This window comes from Anaerocolumna chitinilytica (genome assembly GCF_014218355.1).
GTDB classification, from domain to species: Bacteria; Bacillota; Clostridia; order Lachnospirales; family Lachnospiraceae; genus Anaerocolumna; species Anaerocolumna chitinilytica.
On record NZ_AP023368.1, the window covers coordinates 1,054,426 to 1,074,474 of the forward strand.

General features: G+C 39.7%; 14 protein-coding genes. 9 read left to right on the forward strand and 5 right to left on the reverse strand.

What is annotated here, in order from left to right:
- Positions 1-127 precede the first annotated feature (127 nt).
- Together bsdcttw_RS25295 and bsdcttw_RS04685 are read right to left on the reverse strand one after the other, a co-directional pair.
- Complete coding sequence (locus bsdcttw_RS25295) at positions 128-4,480, reverse strand: S8 family serine peptidase (protein WP_185258241.1); 4,353 nt, start codon at positions 4,478-4,480, stop codon at positions 128-130.
- 411 nt (positions 4,481-4,891) lie between these two features.
- Positions 4,892-5,434, reverse strand: a complete 543-nt coding sequence (locus tag bsdcttw_RS04685; protein ID WP_185258242.1) for an ECF transporter S component — start codon at positions 5,432-5,434, stop codon at positions 4,892-4,894.
- Between the two features lie 163 nt (positions 5,435-5,597).
- Between bsdcttw_RS04685 and larB the strand changes: the two genes are divergently transcribed.
- Positions 5,598-6,341, forward strand: coding sequence for a nickel pincer cofactor biosynthesis protein LarB (gene larB, locus bsdcttw_RS04690; RefSeq protein ID WP_185258243.1), 744 nt, complete (start codon positions 5,598-5,600; stop codon positions 6,339-6,341).
- Between the two features lie 96 nt (positions 6,342-6,437).
- Here larB and larC read toward each other — a convergent pair whose 3' ends face one another.
- The gene (gene larC, locus bsdcttw_RS04695; protein ID WP_185258244.1) at positions 6,438-7,886 is read right to left on the reverse strand and encodes a nickel pincer cofactor biosynthesis protein LarC; all 1,449 of its coding nucleotides are present in this window, start codon (positions 7,884-7,886) and stop codon (positions 6,438-6,440) included.
- 206 nt (positions 7,887-8,092) lie between these two features.
- Between larC and bsdcttw_RS04700 the strand changes: the two genes are divergently transcribed.
- The 7 genes from bsdcttw_RS04700 (at position 8,093) to bsdcttw_RS04730 (ending at position 15,423) form a co-directional block, all read left to right on the forward strand.
- Positions 8,093-9,832, forward strand: a complete 1,740-nt coding sequence (locus bsdcttw_RS04700; RefSeq protein ID WP_185258245.1) for a GGDEF domain-containing protein — start codon at positions 8,093-8,095, stop codon at positions 9,830-9,832.
- A 331-nt stretch (positions 9,833-10,163) separates the two neighbouring features.
- Positions 10,164-10,460 carry a thiamine-binding protein gene (locus bsdcttw_RS04705; protein WP_185259707.1) on the forward strand — a complete coding sequence of 99 codons (297 nt, stop codon included), beginning with the start codon at positions 10,164-10,166 and terminating at the stop codon, positions 10,458-10,460.
- On the forward strand, positions 10,429-11,235 hold the full coding sequence (locus tag bsdcttw_RS04710) for an ABC transporter permease (protein WP_197979824.1): 807 nt from the start codon (positions 10,429-10,431) through the stop codon (positions 11,233-11,235). The genes bsdcttw_RS04705 and bsdcttw_RS04710 overlap by 32 nt, the downstream gene beginning before the upstream one ends.
- Positions 11,235-12,257: an ABC transporter substrate-binding protein gene (locus tag bsdcttw_RS04715; RefSeq protein ID WP_185258246.1), complete on the forward strand. Its 1,023-nt coding sequence runs from the start codon at positions 11,235-11,237 to the stop codon at positions 12,255-12,257. Before bsdcttw_RS04710 ends, bsdcttw_RS04715 begins: the two co-directional genes overlap by 1 nt.
- 21 nt (positions 12,258-12,278) lie before the next feature.
- A complete protein-coding gene (locus bsdcttw_RS04720; RefSeq protein ID WP_185258247.1) occupies positions 12,279-13,037 on the forward strand; it encodes an ABC transporter ATP-binding protein in 759 nt (252 codons plus the stop codon).
- A gap of 346 nt (positions 13,038-13,383) precedes the next feature.
- A complete protein-coding gene (ytvI, locus tag bsdcttw_RS04725) occupies positions 13,384-14,505 on the forward strand; it encodes a sporulation integral membrane protein YtvI (RefSeq protein WP_185258248.1) in 1,122 nt (373 codons plus the stop codon).
- A 129-nt stretch (positions 14,506-14,634) separates the two neighbouring features.
- A complete protein-coding gene (locus bsdcttw_RS04730) occupies positions 14,635-15,423 on the forward strand; it encodes a Panacea domain-containing protein (protein WP_185258249.1) in 789 nt (262 codons plus the stop codon).
- A gap of 599 nt (positions 15,424-16,022) precedes the next feature.
- Here bsdcttw_RS04730 and bsdcttw_RS04735 read toward each other — a convergent pair.
- Positions 16,023-16,940 carry a DUF2156 domain-containing protein gene (locus tag bsdcttw_RS04735; protein ID WP_185258250.1) on the reverse strand — a complete coding sequence of 306 codons (918 nt, stop codon included), beginning with the start codon at positions 16,938-16,940 and terminating at the stop codon, positions 16,023-16,025.
- A gap of 34 nt (positions 16,941-16,974) precedes the next feature.
- Positions 16,975-18,813 (reverse strand): translational GTPase TypA, encoded by a 1,839-nt coding sequence (typA, locus tag bsdcttw_RS04740; RefSeq protein ID WP_185258251.1) that lies wholly within the window; start codon positions 18,811-18,813, stop codon positions 16,975-16,977.
- Between the two features lie 598 nt (positions 18,814-19,411).
- Here typA and bsdcttw_RS04745 point away from each other — a divergent pair.
- Positions 19,412-20,044: a single-stranded DNA-binding protein gene (locus bsdcttw_RS04745; protein WP_185258252.1), complete on the forward strand. Its 633-nt coding sequence runs from the start codon at positions 19,412-19,414 to the stop codon at positions 20,042-20,044.
- The last annotated feature ends 5 nt before the right edge of the window (positions 20,045-20,049 follow it).

Genomic DNA, 20,049 nt, shown 5'->3' on the forward strand with positions numbered 1-20,049 from the left:
CTAAATTGTTTTGCCATGATTAAAGGCCTCCTATGAATTTATTTTATCATAGAAGGCCTTTACATCATACATTTATGAATTTACAGAGTTTTCTCACAGGCTCTGAAACTGTCAATTATCTGTAGGATTATTTAATTCTTAATTTATATCTTTTGGTATAAGTACCTGCTTTCGCAGTTATATAAACAACACCTGGCTTTATAGCGGTTAGTTTACCGCTTTTTTCATCAATTACCGCAAGATTGGTGTTAGATAGGGAGTAAGTCACAGGCAGCTTTATACCATAAGCTCTAGCCTTATAAGTAAAACTAGTTCCTGTATTCAGTAGGGAAGCTTTTTTAGTAAATGTGATATAAGGTGTCTTAACGGTAAGGTTCAGCTTGTAGGTGGTAGAATTATTATTAACCGTAACCTTTACATTAATAGTTACCGTGCCGGAAGACAGTGCGTTTATAACCCCCTTTTGTGAAATGGTTGCAACTGCTTTATTCGTTGAGCTGTAAGTAATACGCAGGGTATCCTTATCTGTAATTTTAGAGGATAATTTTACTTTAACAGAGGTTGATTCCTTCGGAAATACGCTTGCAGAGGTAAGTGATACCTTAGCATTTTTGGAGTAATCTGGAGCTTTTGTCGGCGCTGGTGTCATAGTGGGTGTAGGTACGGTTGTTACAGTTGGTGTAGGGGTAGCCGTTACAATAGGGGTAGGAGTTATCGTATCAGTAGGTGAAGGAGTTATCGTATCAGTAGGTGAAGGAGTTATCGTACTAGTAGGTGAAGGAGATATTGTACTAGTAGGTGAAGGAGTTACTGTATCAGTAGGTGAAGGAGTTATTGTATTAGTGGGTGAAGGAGTTACAGTATCAGTGGGTGAGGGAGTTGCTGTATCAGTGGGTAAAGGAGTTACAGTATTAGTAGGTGCAGGAGTTATTGTAACAGTGGGTAAGGGAGTTACAGTATCAGTAGGTGAAGGGGTTATTGTATCAGTAGGTGAAGGAGTTACAGTATCAGTAGGTGAAGGGGTTATTGTATCAGTAGGTGAAGGAGTTACAGTATCAGTAGGTGAAGGAGTTACTGTATCAGTAGGTGATAGAGTTGGTACATAGTTCCCAAGGTCAAAGCTCTCACTATTCATAGCATAATCGTATATAGTAACGGTGAGATTCGATAAAGAAAGATCGGAAAAAGGAAGATCTTCCTTGCTAAGGGTAAGTTCAGTATCCTTTCCCTTGGAATCCTCATCCAATAAAAATACTGCCGGAGAGTTTTCTTCATCGGTCTTGTTATACAGCATAACAGCAGCTACATATTGATTATCCTGTACGGTGAGGCTTATGGAATCCTCTGTACTGTTAACGGCAAGGAGAGTCGGATTTTGTGTATCTATGGTTATTGGGAAGGTTAATTGGCTTCTGGTATTGTTCTGGCTATGATTAGAATAATCCAGTTCACCGTTAACGGTTAACGTAACGACAGAATTATTTGGCAGAGGGGCACCTTTACTGTCCCAACCATCATAAGATAAGGATAGATAGGTAGGAACAATTGCCTTTTCACTGGATTGATACTGGGTTTTTCTTTCATAAGGCAGAGATTTTGACAGCAAGGAATTTCCGTCTGCATCAGTTATCTGGTAATTTAAGGCTTTGGCATTTCGCAGAAGACTTAAGGCTGCAATATCAAGACTGTCGAAATTCCCGTCTTTATTTGGTGAGATAGCAATCTTATCGGTATCAGCGCAAGGTGCATAATAGTCATAATAATCAGAATACATGTAAGGATTATATTTTCCAATGAGAGAATAGGCATTATTATCGAAGGGATTCACACCAAGAAAACTGTAGCCTTCATCAATCTTGGAATAGAGAGCATGTATATCTTGCTGGTAACCTTGAAGATTTGTTGCGGAACCAGAATCAAAAAGAGGCGCTTGGGTCCAGTCTCCATAAAAGCCCATAAAGGGAATAGATAAATCTACACCATCTGAAACTAGTGTTAAATACCCGTCAATGAAGATTCCGTTTTCAAAGGATGCATTAAGCTGCTGCTTGAGTTCTTCCTTCAAGGTAATTGTAACATCAACAGTTAAATCTGCTTCCGAATTAAGCGTAATTGCGCTACCGGATACTACTGTGGCACCGTTTACAGAAATGGATACATCCGAATAGTCACTGATGTCAGTTGGGGTATCATTCAGAACATTTCCATATGCTGTAGGGGTAACAGACTCGGATAAAACAACATTCTTTGGAACATAGGTGATTGCAGAACCTGAGATACTTCGAATGTGAAAGGATTTTGTAAAGGTGCCGGCTTTCTCTTTATCATCCCCTAAGTTTAACTTCGGCCTGCCATTGGCGTCCCCTTCTTCATCTGTGTACAGATATGCTCCGGAATTTATCGCATTATATACATTGACAATACCGCTGCCCTGTTTACGTGGTGAATATGGAATTCCTTCACTGTTATGGGAGGGTACTGCTGTACTCATAAGCAGATCAGTAGCAATAACAGCTTTTTCCGGAGAGGTCAAGAAATACTCGGTCTTCTCATTCAGATATTGCTTCATTAAAGCATAAGCACCTGCAATATGAGGAGATGCCATGGAAGTACCACTCATGGAACCATATTTCCCATCAGGCAGAGTGGAGTAAATATTTTCTCCCGGAGCGGCTATTTCAGGTTTTAATTTTAAATCCGGTGTTACACCCAAAGAAGAGAAGTCCGAAGGAGTATTCCCACGGCTGTCAGGGAATACAGCGGTTTCCCCTGATATAGTTAGAATCTTGTTTTGGGCACTTCTAAGAAAATTGCCATCGGCTTGGGTAATGGAGACTGCAGGTATACTGTAGTCTGTAATAGCCATACTTATGGTGCCGGAGGTGTTGTTGCTGACAACGATTGCAGCAGCACCATGGTCCTTGGCATAAATTAGTTTATCATTAAAAGCTATCCCGCCCCGGTTAACAAGAGCTATCTTACCGTCTACATTTATCCCGGCATAATCACTGTTATTACCGATGCCTGGGACAGGAACATATTCAATAGCACCGCCGGAAACTGCTGAAAGGGAAGAGAATAAGGGCTGGTCGCCGGCTGCGGTTTCCGTATAGGTTATTTTAGTACCATCAGTTTCAAAGTAATAAGCATGATAACTGGTGTTTACTACACTGGCAACGGATAGAGGTGTCATGTAAGTGGAAGGAGATCCGACAACTGAAGTATCGGGGTTCGACGAGAAAGCAGATCCATTAAAACCGTTTTGATAAGTACTGTTATAACTATTGCCGGCGGAAACTGCCATGGTTATGCCGGCACTCTCAACCCGATTATATACATCCGAAACAGAGGCCTCACCTTCATCCGTAAAGCCGCTGGAAGAACCAAGGCTCATGTTTATAACATCAGCACCTAGTACCACAGAATCTTCGATGGCAGCCAGGATATTTTCGGTAGAAGCGCCGGTATCTCCAATCGTATCGCTGAAGACTTTCATTATCATAAGCTGAGCTTCCGGTGCGACGCCTGTAATATTATCAGAGTCTCCTTCGGGAGCTGCAACTGTACCGGCTACATGGGTACCATGTTCATTATTATTTTTCACAATAGATTCAGGGCTTGGGACAACATTAATATCCTTATCCGCATAATCATAGGCATAGGGAATCTTGGTATTAACAAAGGTGTTTGACACATCGGTAATACCTGATAAAAGACCGTTTGCACTGTTGGTCAGCCTTTCCTGCAAGAAAGAGGCATCCGCATATTTAGGACTTACCGGCATAACAGAAAATCCGGGGTGATTTACGTCAAGACCGGTATCAATAATTGCAACCGTTGTACCCTGGCCTTTATAATTTAGGTCCCAGAGCGCACTGGCACCAATTGTATTGGTGCTGGAATCCATAACGGGATCTATCTTATTATAGAGAGGAGCTACATAGGCTGTCTTTACACCGCTTATCTTTTTTATGGTATCAATTGCACCATAATTTATTCGAATTGCAAAACCATTCATTATGGTAGTATAGTGATACAGTACATCTGATGCAGTGTTCAATGTTTTTTTATGAGATATTTGATTGATTACATTATCTTGCTGGGTTCTTAGTTCAGATGTGATGGCATCTGCCTGGGCAGACTTGCTAAATTCATCAAAGCTGCTATAAGAGCCGGTTCGCATCTGTACATCACTTCCAATATACCGGTCCAGGAGAGGAGAACCATCCAGCTCAACAATGACAGTGACCAGCTTATTCTTGTCAGGAATATCGCTGTTATGATACCCTTTCAGACCACCGGGTATGGTATTTGGCTTTTTACTGCCGGTGACGGCAGCGGCGGTTGTGGCATTTCCTTGACTGGCAGAAATACCTTCCATGGTATCCGCTAAGATTACCGGATAAGCAAAAGGATTTGCCAGCGCTGAGGTAACTGTCAGCACAATAGCTGTAAGTACCGCTGTGACTTTCTTTTTCATATTCATCCCTCTTTCTTAATAAGATTGCCAGGTCATGATGATAATCACAGCTGATTTTATCATTAGAAAGAGAGGGAGCGATTTAAGAACGGGAACAACGTAAGCTTATGTGCACCATTTGCCTGATATATGTAGGAATACTCCATTGTAGTCCCATTTTTAAAATCCCTCCTATTATAACATGTACAATGATATATGGCAATAAATGGAAATTATAATATAATGACAAAAACTTTGAAAAATCTATAAGAATTTCCTTAATTTTCTTTACAACAAACACCTGATAAAAAATAGCCGGTTGATTACCGGCTATTTTTGTCAGGTGCGTATAGGTTCTTCTAAATGATTCGTCAGTGTTTTACTGAGATTGTAATAATAAAATAATTGTGATATGATGAAATTCTGGAAGAATTATTTGCGGGTTTGATAAAGGCTTTCCCTTAACAGGGGGATTTTCCCCATGACAGGCTGCAGCAGTGCGGCGCCTATGATACCAAAAGCAGTTTGTACCACGTTAAAAGGAATATCCACTAAGGCTGCAACAGGTCCCATACCGAGAACGAAAGCAGAGAATAGATAATAACCGGCAACCACTATAATGCCTCCGCTGATTCCGCCTAGAATAACTGCCAGTATATTTTCGCCTCTGGGTAAAGGTAATTTTAATATTAGATGATAGACTATACCGCCGGCTAAGGCTGCCAGAGCTTTAATGATAAGAGTTGCAGGTGCAAAGCCCATATAGCCGGAGAATACATCTGCAAGCATGGAGCCGATTCCTGCGGACACGCTGCCATAAAAGGGTCCTAAAAAAATCCCGCTAAGCAAGACCATTCCGTCTCCGAAGTGGATATACCCAAAGGCAGGTGTAGGAATATGGATTATCATGGTTGCAATACAAGTCAAAGCAGCCATCAGTGCTGAGAGTATTAGGTTAATTAATTTTTTATTCATGATGCCTCCTGGTGGTTTTCTTTTTAGTTACTTTAAGCTATAATTGGCATGATTAGAAGTTCCAGTATTGGATTAATTAATGGTGCCAGATTAGTATTTCCAGAATGGACGAGAATAAGATAACGATGAAAATAAAATAAACATGTGATAAAAGAGGTGCAGTATGGATATCTATAAATTTCTGGAGCAAGTAAAATCCGGTGAAATGCAGCTTGATGAAGCTGCGGAAGTATTAAAGAATTTGCCTTATGAAGAGTTGGATTTTGCGAAGTTAGACCACCATAGGCATTTAAGGAGCGGGTTTGGCGAAGTTGTCTTTTGCCAGGGGAAAAGTCTGGAACATCTGACAGAAATATACCGCAGGTTCTATCAGCATGATACCAATGTACTTGGAACCAGAGCAACTAAGGAGCAATATGAGGAAGTAAAAAAGGTAATTGATTGTGTAACCTATGATCCGCTGTCAAGAATACTCTCCATCGAAAAAGAGAAGCAGGAGAAAAAAGGCCTGGTTGCTATCTGTACAGGAGGAACGGCAGACCTTTTTGTAGCAGAGGAAGCGGCCAGAACAGCAGAGTTCTTTGGCAGTAATGTAGTTCGTATTTATGATGTGGGGGTTGCAGGTATTCACAGATTATTTTCCAAGCTGGAAGATATCAGAAAAGCAAATTGTATCGTAGCAGTTGCGGGAATGGAGGGAGCTCTTGGAGGAGTGCTGGCAGGGCTGGTAGATAAGCCGGTGATTGCTGTCCCCACCTCTGTTGGTTATGGTACAAGCTTTGGGGGGGTATCAGCACTTTTAACCATGCTGAATTCCTGTGCGGAAGGTCTGGCAGTAGTTAATATTGACAACGGTTTTGGAGCCGGCTACATGGCAACACAAATTAACAGGCTTTGTAAGGAGTAAGAAAAGCTATTCAATTATACTAATTATTAAAATGAGCAGTCCGGTTACGGGCTGCTCATTCTGCATGTTAAGACATAGAGAAAAATACGTAATAACTTACTCCGACAGCTTACCTGCCAAAGTCTGAACCAAACTGTACAGAGTGGTATAATCCAGTCCCGACTGTTCAGAAAGGCTTCGGATATTGTCAGCTTCCGGATAATAAAAGGTTTTGTTTTGGAAGGAACAGACCTTAACAGCTGCATCTCCGTAAGGAGTCTTTATTGTCTGAAAGCTTCTCCTTAAGGTGGTGCGCTTCATTTCCTGCCTGCGGATACCGATAGTAGTGGTATGGGTAAAGATTAACTCTTCCATAAGGGGAAGTTCCTTTTCAGAAGTAATCACTCCCAAAAGATAGGCAGGACGATTCTTTTTCATGTAGATAGGAGTGTAATACACATCCTTAGCTCCATTTTTTAATAGAATATCCATGGCGGCAGAAAGGGCCTCGCCTGAACAATCATCTACATTGGCCTCCAGCACCCAAACGGTATCCGGTATGGCAGCAGACAATGTGGGAAGGGCTTCTTCAATCAACATTGCTCTTAAGAAGCTGGTCTGTTCATAGTCCCTTTTTCCCGTTCCCAGACCGATTTTGTTAATCGTAAAGTCAGAGGGTAGTGATTCTTTGGTCCTGATAGCCGCAGCAATGGCAGCTCCGGTGGGAGTAACAAGCTCACCTTTAACCTGGGTAAGATGAAGTTTAAGGCTATACTTCGAGGAAATATTGACAACCGCAGGTACCGGAATTGGAAGAACACCGTGCTGGCAGGTAATTTGCCCTCTTCCTTCATAAAGTTCAGAAATATAAACTTCTCCGATATTCAGATTATCCAGGCAGATAGCTACGGCTGTAATATCTACGATGGAATCCGTAGCACCTACTTCGTGGAAATGTACTTCATCAACAGATTTTCCATGAGCTTTTGATTCAGCCTCGGCAATAATATAAAATATTCTTTTGGCAATGTCTTTGGCATTCTTTGTTATGGCAGAGCTGTCAATGATAGCATAAATATCATTTAAGTTCCTGTGTTCATGATGTCCAAAGTGCAGGGAGCCTTCTGCGGTGTGTGAATGACTGTGGCCGCCATGACTGTGGTTGTGGCTATGTTCATGGGTATCCGCATGGTGCAGAGCTGAGTGTACTTTTTTCATTTTATATCCATCCAGCTTGGGAGCAGTTAGCCTGAGAGAGGGGATATCCTTAGGAAGAGGCAGAACAGAAGCTGTTTTGGGTTCCTCTGTTTCTATCGGCTTCTCATGACCGAAAAGATAATCCATATCATGGTCGTGATTATCTTCTGCCAGTATTACATTAAAGTCACAGGCATCTATACTATTCTTTGTTTTTCTGGTGATTTCAATTCTATAACCGTCAACATTAAGACTTTTTAAACCGTTTATTAGTACTTCTTTATCTGCTCCAAGGTCTATAAGAGCACCTACTGTCATGTCACCGCTGATTCCGGAATAACATTCCAGATATAAACTTTGCTTTTTCATAGAGTATCCTTTCTGCTGCAAGAACTAAAACCAAAAAATTGCATCAAAGTAATTATATCATGCTGTTATTTTCCATGCAATAAGAGGAAAGGAAAGAGCCAAAGATAAAATATTACATGAATTTTACAATAATCTTCTAGTATTTAAGAACTATAATGAATAATCTTGTATATTAGAGAAGTCTTACCTGTGAAGGGAGAAGAACCTTGGAAGAACAATTTCAGTTATTAGAAAAAATCTTGGAAGGAAGATATATAACACCGGTGTATCAGCCCATTGTATCGTTGATTGACGGACATATTTATGGATATGAAGCCCTTAGTAGAATATCTGTCAAAGAACTTGAAATGAATATTGAGCAGATGTTTAAGGTAGCAGACCGGATGGACAAGTCCTGGGAGTTAGAAACGCTATGCAGAAAAAAATCGCTGGAACACGCTACGCAGCTATCGGAGGGGAAAAAGCTTTTTCTTAACGTCAATTCCAATATTATTTACGATAAGAATTTCATAGAAGGGTTTACAAAAAGCAGCCTGATTACATACGGTCTATATTCAGATGATGTTATTTTTGAAATTACAGAGCGGGTTGCCGTTAATGATATGAATGCATTTTTGGCTTCTATCAACCACTATAAAAGTCAGGGCTATGGAATAGCCATTGATGACTTTGGTGTAGGTTATTCCGGACTTAATATCATAGCCAGTGTTAAGCCTAATTTTATCAAACTGGATATGAATCTCATCAGAGACATCGACAAAGAAGAAATTAAACAGATGGTATGCAAGGCAATGGTTGATTTTGGTGCCAATGCAGGGATTCAGGTAATCGCCGAGGGGATTGAAACAGAGGAGGAGCTGAATACGCTCATTAAGCTGAATGTCAATCTTGGACAAGGGTATTTTCTTGGTATGCCGGAGAGGACCTTTCAGAACCTTGCACCTCATAAGATTGAATTAATAAAGGCACTTCGGGCTAAAATATATGCCGATAATATCAAAAGCTCTGCCTATCCAATTGCGGGTTATCTGGCAAGGGCAGGGCATACATTTTCCTCCGATGAGATTGCGGAAGATGTCTATGAAATCCTGCGGCATGATCCTTCCATTAAGGGATTTACTATACTGGAAAATGAAGTCGCCATCGGTTTTATGACTAAAATGTCCTTTAATGAAATACTTGGCGGAAGGTACGGCTTTTCTCTCTATTCCAGGAAAAAAATCCGAAAACTCATGAAGGGGGATTTCCTACGGGTAAATTATAATATTCCTGTTGATCAAGTCTCCGGTCTTGCGATGCAAAGAACCTTTGAACAGCTCTATGATCCTATTGTGGTTGAGAAAGAGGGTAAATACTTTGGTATCGTGACCATCAAGGACCTATTGGATGCCTGTACAAAGGTAGAAGTGGATACCGCTATGCATTGTAATCCACTTACCGGGCTGCCCGGCAACCTGTTAATAGAAAAGGAAATCATGAGCCGTGTCTTTCAAAATTCACCTTATTGCATTATCTATTATGATATTGATAATTTCAAAGCCTATAACGATGCTTATGGCTTTCAAAATGGAGATATGATGATTCTTTTGGTCGCCGATATTTTAAAGGAATGCGCCTTAAAGAATGAGTTTATCGGCCATATAGGGGGAGATGATTTTATCGTCCTTTGTGATTATCAAGAGGGGGAAGAGTACTGTAAAGCAGTTATAGAACGTTTTATCCTGAGAGTCACAGCCCTTTATCGGAAAGAGGATCTTCTAAACGGATATATTGTATCGAAAAACCGGCACGGCAGGACAGAAAATTTCTCCATAGCAAGCCTTTCCATTGCCGGCATCTCCAATAAAGTCAAGAAATATCAGAGTATGGAAGAATTCTCTACAGATATTGCCCTGCTTAAGAAGAAATGTAAACGACAGTCTGGAAATTATTGTGAGATACGATAACTGCAGCTGTGCTTTTCTTCTTTTCGGTTTGTGGTATATTCTGCATATTATTTATTCACGCTGACTCTTGACAAACTAAACTTATCTGTGCTACACTTGCCATGAACTAGGGGTGCCTGATGAATCAGGCTGAGAGAAAACTACCAGAATGTTTAAACCCTGAAACAGTGAGAACTGTTTCGTACCTGATCCGGATAATGCCGGCGTAGGGATGTATAGGAGTTGATGGCGTAATACTTTTGCCTGTATACATACCTTCCCGGTGACGGGAAGGTTTTCTTTTACCCATAAATTGACCATATAAAAAGGAGGAGAGTCGATGAATCGACAGATGAATGCAAGCGTAGCAATACAGGTACTGCCCCATGTGGACAGTGATAAGGAAGTTATCAGAATAGTAGATGAGGTAATAGATTACATAAAAAGCACAGGTTTAAAATACTATGTAGGACCCTGTGAGACAGCTATCGAAGGTGAATATGAAGAACTCATGGAAATTGTTAAGAATTGCCAGTATATTGCCGTCAAAGCAGGCTGCCCCAAAGTCGCTGCCTATGTAAAAATAACCTTTGCACCGGAGGGTGGTGTTCTAACAATTGATCAAAAAGTTACAAAGCATCATCTATAAAATATCCCCTGTATTTGCAATAGCTGCCATATTAATTATCTGGCAGGTATTGTCTTCCGGGGGAGTGGTACCAAAATTTATGCTGCCCTCACCAAAAGAAGTGGTAAAAGCCTTTATCAGTGACTTCCCGCTTTTAATGTCTCATGCAAAAACAACCATGGCAGAAGCCTTTTGGGGATTAACCTCGGGAATCCTCCTTGGATTTTTGGTGGCAGTAGCTATGGACCGGTTTGAACTTGCTTACAAAGCTATCTATCCGGTTCTTGTTATAACCCAGACAATTCCCACAGTAGCCATAGCTCCTCTTTTGGTATTATGGCTGGGATATGGTATACTGCCTAAGGTAACACTCATTATTATAACCTCCTTCTTTCCTATAACCATTGGACTGTTAGACGGTTTTCGGAATGTGGATAAAGATTCCTTAAACCTGCTGAAGGCTATGGGAGCAACGAGGTTTCAAAGCTTTGTTCACATCAAATTTCCGGGGGCAATTCCCCATTTCTTCTCAGGGCTTCGTATATCCGTAGCTTACTCAATAATCGGTGCGGTAGTTGCCGAGTGGTTGGGTGGATTTAACGGACTTGGAGTTTATATGACAAGAGTAATCAAATCCTACTCTTATGATAAGATGTTCGCGGTAATATTCTTTATTTCTTTCATCAGTCTTTTACTGATGTCCGGTGTGAAACTGCTGCAGAAGTGGATAACACCATGGGACAGAGAGGAAAAAGAAAAGCGGTTTAACAATAACGTAGTACGAAAGGAGTTATGATGAAAAAGAAAATAACAGCATTATTTTTATGCTTGGTATTGGTAATAGGGGGACTCACTGCCTGCCAGAGCACCAATAAAGCACCGGCAGGAAATGACAACGGGGACAAAAGCTCTGAATTAAAAAAGGTCAGAATTGTACTTGACTGGACTCCTAATACCAATCATACAGGGCTTTATGTTGCTCAGGAATTAGGCTATTTTAAGGAGGAAGGATTGGATGTTGAAATCATGCAGCCACCGGAAGGAAGTACAACTTCTCTGGTTGGAGCAGGAGGAGCAGAATTCGGTATCTCTTTTCAGGATACCCTAGCCCCCGCTTATGCGACGGATAATCCCATGCCGGTAACGGCAGTTGCAGCAGTAATTCAGCATAATACTTCCGGTATTATCTCCTTAAAGAAACTTGGAATTGATTCCCCAAAGAAAATGGAGGGTCATTCTTACGCAACTTGGGATTCTCCTATTGAGCAGGCCATTATTAAGAAAATTGTTGAGGATGACGGCGGCGATTACAGTAAGATTAAGATGATACCAAATACCGTAACCAATGTAGTTTCAGCTCTTCAGACCAATATTGATACTGTTTGGGTATATTATGCCTGGGACGGCATTGCTACAAAGGTAGCCGGCCTGGATACCAATTACCTGAACTTTGCCGATTACGGAAAAGAACTTGATTTTTATAGTCCGGTAATTATAGCAAATGACAGCTTTCTAAAGAAGAACCCGGATACTGCCAAGAAATTTTTAAATGCAGTTAGAAGAGGTTATGAATATGCAATTTCCGAGCCTGAAAAGGCAGCGGATATCTTAGTTAAGGCAGTTCCCGAGCTGGATTCTAAGATGGTAACAGAAAGTCAGAAATGGCTGGCAGATAAATATAAGGCAGAAGTTACCAGATGGGGTTACATTGATAAGGACAGATGGGATGGTTTTTATAACTGGCTCTATGATAATAAATTAATTGAGAAGGAAATACCTTCCGGCACTGGATTTTCCAACGATTATCTGGCAGATTAAAAATGTAAGGGGACTAGAGGTATGGAAAGATTAACAGCTGAAAACATAAGTGTAAGCTATGGTGGTATTAAGATTATCGATGATATATCCATAGAACTGCATAAAGGAGAAATCGTAAGCCTCCTTGGAGCAAGCGGTGTAGGAAAAACAACACTTTTTAATGTTCTCTCTGGTCTTTTAATACCGGATCAAGGAGCTGTACTAATTGATAGTGAGAATATTACCGGCAAGACCGGAAAGCTAAGTTATATGCTGCAAAAAGATATGCTTCTGCCTTTTAAGACGATTGTTGATAATGTGGCCCTTCCCCTGGTCATAAAGGGGAAAAAGAAAAAAGAAGCAAGAGCTGTCGCAGCTTCCTTCTTTGAAGAGTTTGGCCTTTCCGGAACCGAGAGCAAATATCCCAAGCAGCTCTCGGGAGGTATGAGGCAAAGAGCAGCTCTGCTTCGAACTTATCTTTTCTCCGATCAGGTTGCACTGTTAGATGAACCTTTCAGTGCTCTTGATACCATAACAAAAGGTAATATGCATCAATGGTATCTTGGGGTTATGGAGAGTATAAAATTATCCACTCTCTTTATAACCCACGATATTGATGAAGCTATTCTTCTTTCTGACAGAATCTACATTATGGCAGGAAAACCGGGACATATAGTGGAGGAACTGATTATGAAAGAGAAAAAGCCCAGATCAGAGGATTTTCTTGTAAGTGATGAGTTTATTCGGTATAAGAAACATATCAGTATGCTGCTAAAACAGAATGAAGAGAAAAGCCAATAGATCGAATAGTTTACAATAAGCTGATTTTAAAGATTTAAAGGAGCAATTTGTTTCAAGAAGGCTCTGGTTTAAAACATACTGTCAGGTGTGAATGTTAAGCGGATATTTTTGAAGGACTAACATTTGAATCGGGGGTTCTAAAGCCAGGGCATATGAAATGGAATTGCTCTTTTTTGCATGTTAATTATTTAATAGCGACAGGCTTATTTTCCGATTCGACAGATTTTAGTTTGATATGTGTTTAATTGGTGAAAATATTATTTACAGATAAAAGAAAACAGTTATAATTAGAGTATAACCAATAATTTTACTATCGTAGTAAATATGAACCATTGGAGTTGGATAAATGAAGAAGCTATTGATTTACACGAAGATTTTTATTAACGTATTAATATTTGTGCTTGGTGTACTGGCGGTTATCTTTATCGTGCCAAAACTGATACGGTTCTTTATGCCATTTGTCATCGGTTTTATCGTATCGGCTATAGCAAATCCTCTAGTCAAGTTTCTTGAGAAGAGAGTAAAGATAGTACGAAAACACAGTTCAGCGATTATTATTATCCTGGTAATTGCAGCGGTTGTAGGAGCCTTGTATGCTATCATCAGCATTCTGGTAAATGAAATCAGCAATTTAATAAAGGATTTCCCTAATATATACACAGGACTGGAGATTCAATTTCACACCATATCTCAAAAACTGTCTAAGATATATGAGATACTTCCTGGCAATGTAACCGTTAAGCTGGATGAACTAGGCGCTAATATTACGGATTATGCTACAAGGATAATGGCAGACACCAGTAATTTTAACATTGGTGCGGCCGGGGATTATATGAAGAATCTTATGGATATCTTATTGTATTCCATCGTGACCATTATGTCCGCTTACTTTTTTATTGCAGAAAGGGATAATCTGGCAGCAGCAGTCCACCGAATGACACCGGCATCTTTAATGAAGAGCTATAACTTGGTTGTTTCTAATTTTAAAACTGCTGTAGGAGGGTATTTTAAGGCACAGTTTAAGATCATGTTGGTGCTTACGGTTATACTTTTTGCCGGTTTTGAAATTATCCATGTAAAATATTCCTTTTTGTTTGCCTTGCTTACTGCATTCTTAGATTTCCTTCCTTTCTTTGGGACGGGAGCTGTTGTATGGCCCTGGACATTGATTGAGATCTTATCAGGAAATTATTTTAAAGCAGTTATGCTGGTAATTATATATCTTGTCTGCACTATTATAAAACAAGTACTGCAGCCTAAGATGGTGGGAGACAGCGTAGGTATCAGTCCCTTTGCAACACTTATATTTATGTTTATCGGTTATAGGCTGTTAGGAGTGTTTGGTTTAATAATCGGCATTCCGGTTGGAATGATTCTGGTGAATTTCTATAAGGCCGGTATGTTTGATGGTTTAATGAAAGGTTTCCGTATTATTATACATGATATTAATGAATTTAGAAAAATGTAGAAATAAATGGCAAAATGGTAAAAAATATGGAAAACCTATTGACCTGAATTGTTCCGATATATTATAGTAAGAGTAGTAGCAACATTGACGGAAACCTTATGTGGCCATTGTACGAAAGGGGATAAGACTATGTGTGAGAACAAAGTGCTGAGTCAGGAAAATACTATTGTAACCGCAAAAGAAATTCAAACAATATTGAAAGACTTTCGCATAGGTAAGAAACCTTTGGCTAAATTATTAGGGTGGGGTGAGACTACAATAATAAGATATATTGAAGGCGACATCCCTACTGCGGAATATTCTAACAAGCTAAAAAACATAGTGGAAGACCCCATATATTACTATGAGCTGCTGTTGGAGAGTAAAGATAACTTAACGAATGTTGCTTACCGAAAGACTCTGCAAGCAGTTCTGGAAAAAATGACAGAACGGAAAATTAATCTGATAGCACAGTATATGATATATTATACCCAGGGAGATTTGTCGCCGGGGTATACTCAGTGGTTGCTATACTATGCACAAGGCTTTTCTATGGCTTTGTTTGATAAGGAATTATTTGAAGATGATTATTACGTAAATACAGAAAATACTCCTTATATAAAACTATATAACAGTATGAAAAAACATGGGGTGAATATGTTTGAGGTTCCTATAAACCGTTTGACGGAGAATGAAAAGAATCTGATTATTAAGATTCTTGATACCTTTAGCTGGTATGGCCCTAAGACCTTAAAAGCTCTGTCTGCTTTCGAAAAATCAAACTATCGTATTTCAAGAGACAAAGAGGGCAGAAGAATAATATCAAAAGATTTAATAAAAAGTCAGTTTAAAGATGTAGTGGCTCTCTACGGAATTAAGGGACTTAATGATATACATAAATATCCTGACAGCAGATTTTTTGATTTGAAGGGCATCTGAGTAGGAATTATTGAAAAGCATAATTCCTACGCAAGTTTACGCCTGCGAAATCCTCGGCGTAAACTTGCGGCGTATTGGGAAAGAGAATGGATTGAAAAGCATAATTCCTACGCAAGTTTACGCCTGCGAAATCCTCGGCGTAAACTTGCGGCGTATTGGGAAAGAGAATGGATTGAAAAGCATAATTCCTACGCAAGTTTACGCCTGCGAAATCCTCGGCGCAAACTTGGGGCGTATTGGGAGTGAAATGGATTGAAAAGCATAATTCCTACACAAGTTTACGCCTGTGAAATCCTCGGCGCAAACTTGGGGCGTATTGGGAGTGAAATGGATTGAAAAGCATAATTCCTACACAAGTTTACGCCTGTGAAATCCTCGGCGCAAACTTGGGGCGTATTGGGAGTGAAATGGATTGAAAAGCATAATTCCTATGCAAGTTTACGCCTGCGAAATCCTCGGCGTAAACTTGCGGCGTATTGGGGAAGAGAATGGAATGAAAAGCATAATTCCTACACCAAAACAGTAAACTAAAGGGTACTATGAGTGAATATTTTATTCACTCATAGTACCCTTATTTTATATTACTTGCATATAACTTATTAACTGTTCTGGAAAATATGATATTTTGATTCCAGACGTATTGGCTGATAAGATAGTTTGGCTTTTCTTAAGCCTTCCTGACCAAGGTCGTCTTCCCGGTTTACTAGTTCTGCTTCGGGGAAGCAATGTATCAAAAATTGCTGGTTGATAAAGTTATAAAGTCCGGGAATGTTAATGTTTGCCTTTTCAATATGAATAAAAGCACATTTTATCTCCGGTGCATAACTTCCAATGGAATAAGCCTCCAGGTTACCGTCTATATAGACACCGCCAATCTGACAGTCTACTAAGCCACAATACTTAAACAACCTGTGAATACCGTTTTCCTCGCTTCTCATACTTCCATGCTTATCTTCATAATCTCTGTTATCCAGCCACCTGTCATGAAAGCTCTCAATCTCTTCTACATTGGAACAATCAAGAATCTTGAATTCATATCTGCCTTCATAGCCCTTTAGAAATGAATTTAGATGATTCTTCTTTTTGTGATAAGCTTTACCGCTTAGAGTTCTTAATTTTTCCGCATCATATAGATAGTCGTAATTATCTCTGCAGTCTTCTATTTTGAACTCCTCCTCAAAACCCGGTATGGTACGAAGGGCGTTAATAAAGGTTTCGTCTAGAAGGTACATATTCAAGGGTTTCCCAAGGACCTGGTTCCAATAGGCCTTAATCTCCTGGAATACAGCAGGAATATCTTCCGTCTTACACAAAGGCATCATTGGACCACTGATATCGTTGGTTTGTATAACGCACATCATATAAGTATCGTTCTGATAATAATGGGTATTATAAAATTCTTCCCATATAAACTGGTTTACCGGCTGGCGTTCGGAGAGATAGACCGGTCTTAATGTAGAGTAACGGTCCAGCTTCATACAGTCGGCAAGCGTCAGTTTTTTTAATTCTATTCCCATAAGCATATCTCCTGTTGGTTTAGAATAATTCCTACTATTTGCTCTGTGAATTACGTTTTGCTCTCATTCTTAAGGTAGGGTCTAAAATTTTCTTTCTTATTCTTAAGTTCTTTGGTGTAACTTCCAAGAGTTCGTCAGTATCAATAAATTCAAGGGCTTGTTCAAGACTTAATACCTTTGGCGGAACCAGTTTCAGGGCTTCATCGGCACTGGAGGAACGAGTGTTGGTCAGCTGTTTTTTCTTGCAGACATTTACTTCGATATCCTCAGCCTTGCCATTCTGTCCTACTACCATACCGGAATATACCTTTACGCCGGGAGATATAAAGAGAAGACCACGCTCCTGAGCATTAAAGAGACCATAGGTAATTGCTTCACCGGATTCATAGGCAATTAATGAGCCTTGCTTTCTATACTGAATATCACCCTTAAATGGACCATATCCGTCGAAGAGGGTATTTAAGATACCATTACCCTTCGTATCTGTTAAGAATTCACCTCTGTAACCAATAAGACCTCTTGATGGAATAAGGAACTCAAGCCTTGAATAAGCTCCGTTTCCATTAGACATTCCCTGAAGTTCACCTTTACGCTGGCTTAATTTATCAATAACTGTTCCGCTGAATTCTTCTGGAACATCAATAATTGCGCGTTCCATGGGCTCTAAAAGATGTCCCTTTTCATCGTTACGATAGAGTACTTCTGCCTTACTTACGGCGAATTCATAACCTTCTCTACGCATATTCTCAATGAGAACAGATAAGTGAAGTTCTCCACGACCGGAGACTTTAAAGCTCTCAGTAACATCGGTTTCTTCTACACGAAGGCTTACATCTGTATTAAGCTCTCTGAATAAACGTTCTCTTAAATGTCTGGAGGTTACAAATTTACCTTCCTGACCTGCTAACGGACTATCATTTACGATAAAGTGCATAGCGATAGTAGGTTCTGATATCTTCTGGAAAGGGATAGGGCTTGGATTCTCAGGGGAGCAAAGGGTATCTCCGATGTGAATGTCAGCAATACCGGAGATCGCTACGATAGAACCTACGGAAGCTTCTGTTACTTCTACTTTCTTAAGGCCTTCGAACTCATAGAGTTTGCTGATCTTAACGCGCTGGTTCTTTTCCGGGTCGTGGGCATTTACAAGAACAACATCCTGATTTACCTTAATAATGCCGTTGTCAACCTTACCGACACCGATTCGTCCAACATATTCATTGTAGTCAATGGTACTGATAAGTACCTGGGTACTCTCCTCAGGATCTCCTTCCGGAGCAGGGATATAATCTATTATAGTCTCAAAAAGAGGTATCATATTCTCAGGGGAATCATCCAGTTCTAAAATAGCAACGCCGGATTTTGCAGAGGCAAATATAAATGGACAGTCAAGCTGGTCATCTGTTGCATCCAACTCAATAAATAACTCTAAAACTTCGTCAATTACTTCTTTTGGCCTTGCTTCAGGACGATCGATTTTGTTGATGCAGACAATAACCGGTAATTCCAGTTCCAATGCCTTTTTTAAAACGAATTTTGTCTGGGGCATGGGACCTTCGAAAGCATCCACTACCAGAACTACACCATTAACCATTTTAAGGACACGTTCTACTTCGCCTCCGAAATCAGCATGGCCGGGTGTATCGATAATATTGATTTTAACGCCATTATAGAATACAGCGGTATTCTTGGAAAGAATGGTAATGCCACGTTCTCTTTCAATATCATTGGAGTCCATGACACGCTCCTGTACAGTTTGGTTGGAACGAAAAACACCGCTTTGTTTTAAAAGTTCATCCACCAGGGTAGTCTTACCATGATCAACGTGCGCAATAATTGCAATATTTCTGATATCTTCTCTTTTGATACGCATATTTTCCTCTCATTCTGCCGCTGGCAGCGGCATTCAATCCGATTAAAGAGTCGGCTTGTGAAAAGCCCTTAATCCGATTAGTTATTAATATTTTGTCTTAAAGCTGCAAATTTATAAGAAATTAGAATCTGCTGATGCGGCTGGTATTCATTTTAGTGTCATAATTGATAACGGACTTCCATAAAATGATATAGATTTATAGTAGGAATATTGATATATTCCTAAATCGGATGCACGGTAATGTTAAACATTACCTTTTATCAAAAAAACTTAAGAAAAGAAATTTCTGATAAGTTATAAAAACGGCAATAAATTCCAAGAAACGCACGGAACACTCTAACCTGAATATTGTATCATACTACGGAAAATTTACAAGGTCTTTCTTTGAAGGGCTTTATTTTTCAGCATTATGCTTATCAACAAAAAAAATAATGATAAAAACTTGGAAATATTTTATTTTTTTGTTCTAAATTATTTTGAAGATGCATAAATTTAATAGTGGAGAATATTTTTTATCTTGAAGGTCAGGACAATACACAATTGGGATACCAATTTAAAATTGTACAGAACACGAGTAAAGAGAAGGGAGTCATACAAAATGACAGATAAAGTATTTGATAACAATCAAGTAAGCATTGCAGGCGAGGTAATGAGTGATTTTGAATTCAGTCACGATGTGTTTGGGGAAGGCTTTTATGTCCTGGATGTGCAGGTAAGCCGGTTAAGTAATTCCTATGATATCATTCCTATTATGATATCGGAGAGATTAATCGATGTAAAAGCAGATTTTAAGGGCAAGTATGTTGAGGTGAATGGGCAGTTCCGTTCCTATAACCGCCATGAGGACAACAAGAACAGATTAGTTTTATCCGTATTTGCCAGAGAAATCAAAATAAGTGAAGAGGATACGGAAGGTATACGCCCTAATTTCATATTCCTGGACGGTTTCGTCTGCAAGCAACCTATTTATCGAAAAACTCCCTTAGGCAGAGAAATAGCAGATATATTACTTGCAGTAAACAGACCTTATGGAAAATCCGATTACATACCCTGTATCTGTTGGGGAAGAAATGCAAGATTTGCAGAGAACTTCACTGTTGGAGGACACATTCAGGTGTGGGGAAGAATTCAGAGCAGAGAATATCAGAAAAAATTAAATGAAAGTGATTTCGAGAAGCGTATTGCTTATGAGGTATCCGTAAGCAAGTTAGAATATCTGGATGAATATTAAAATGT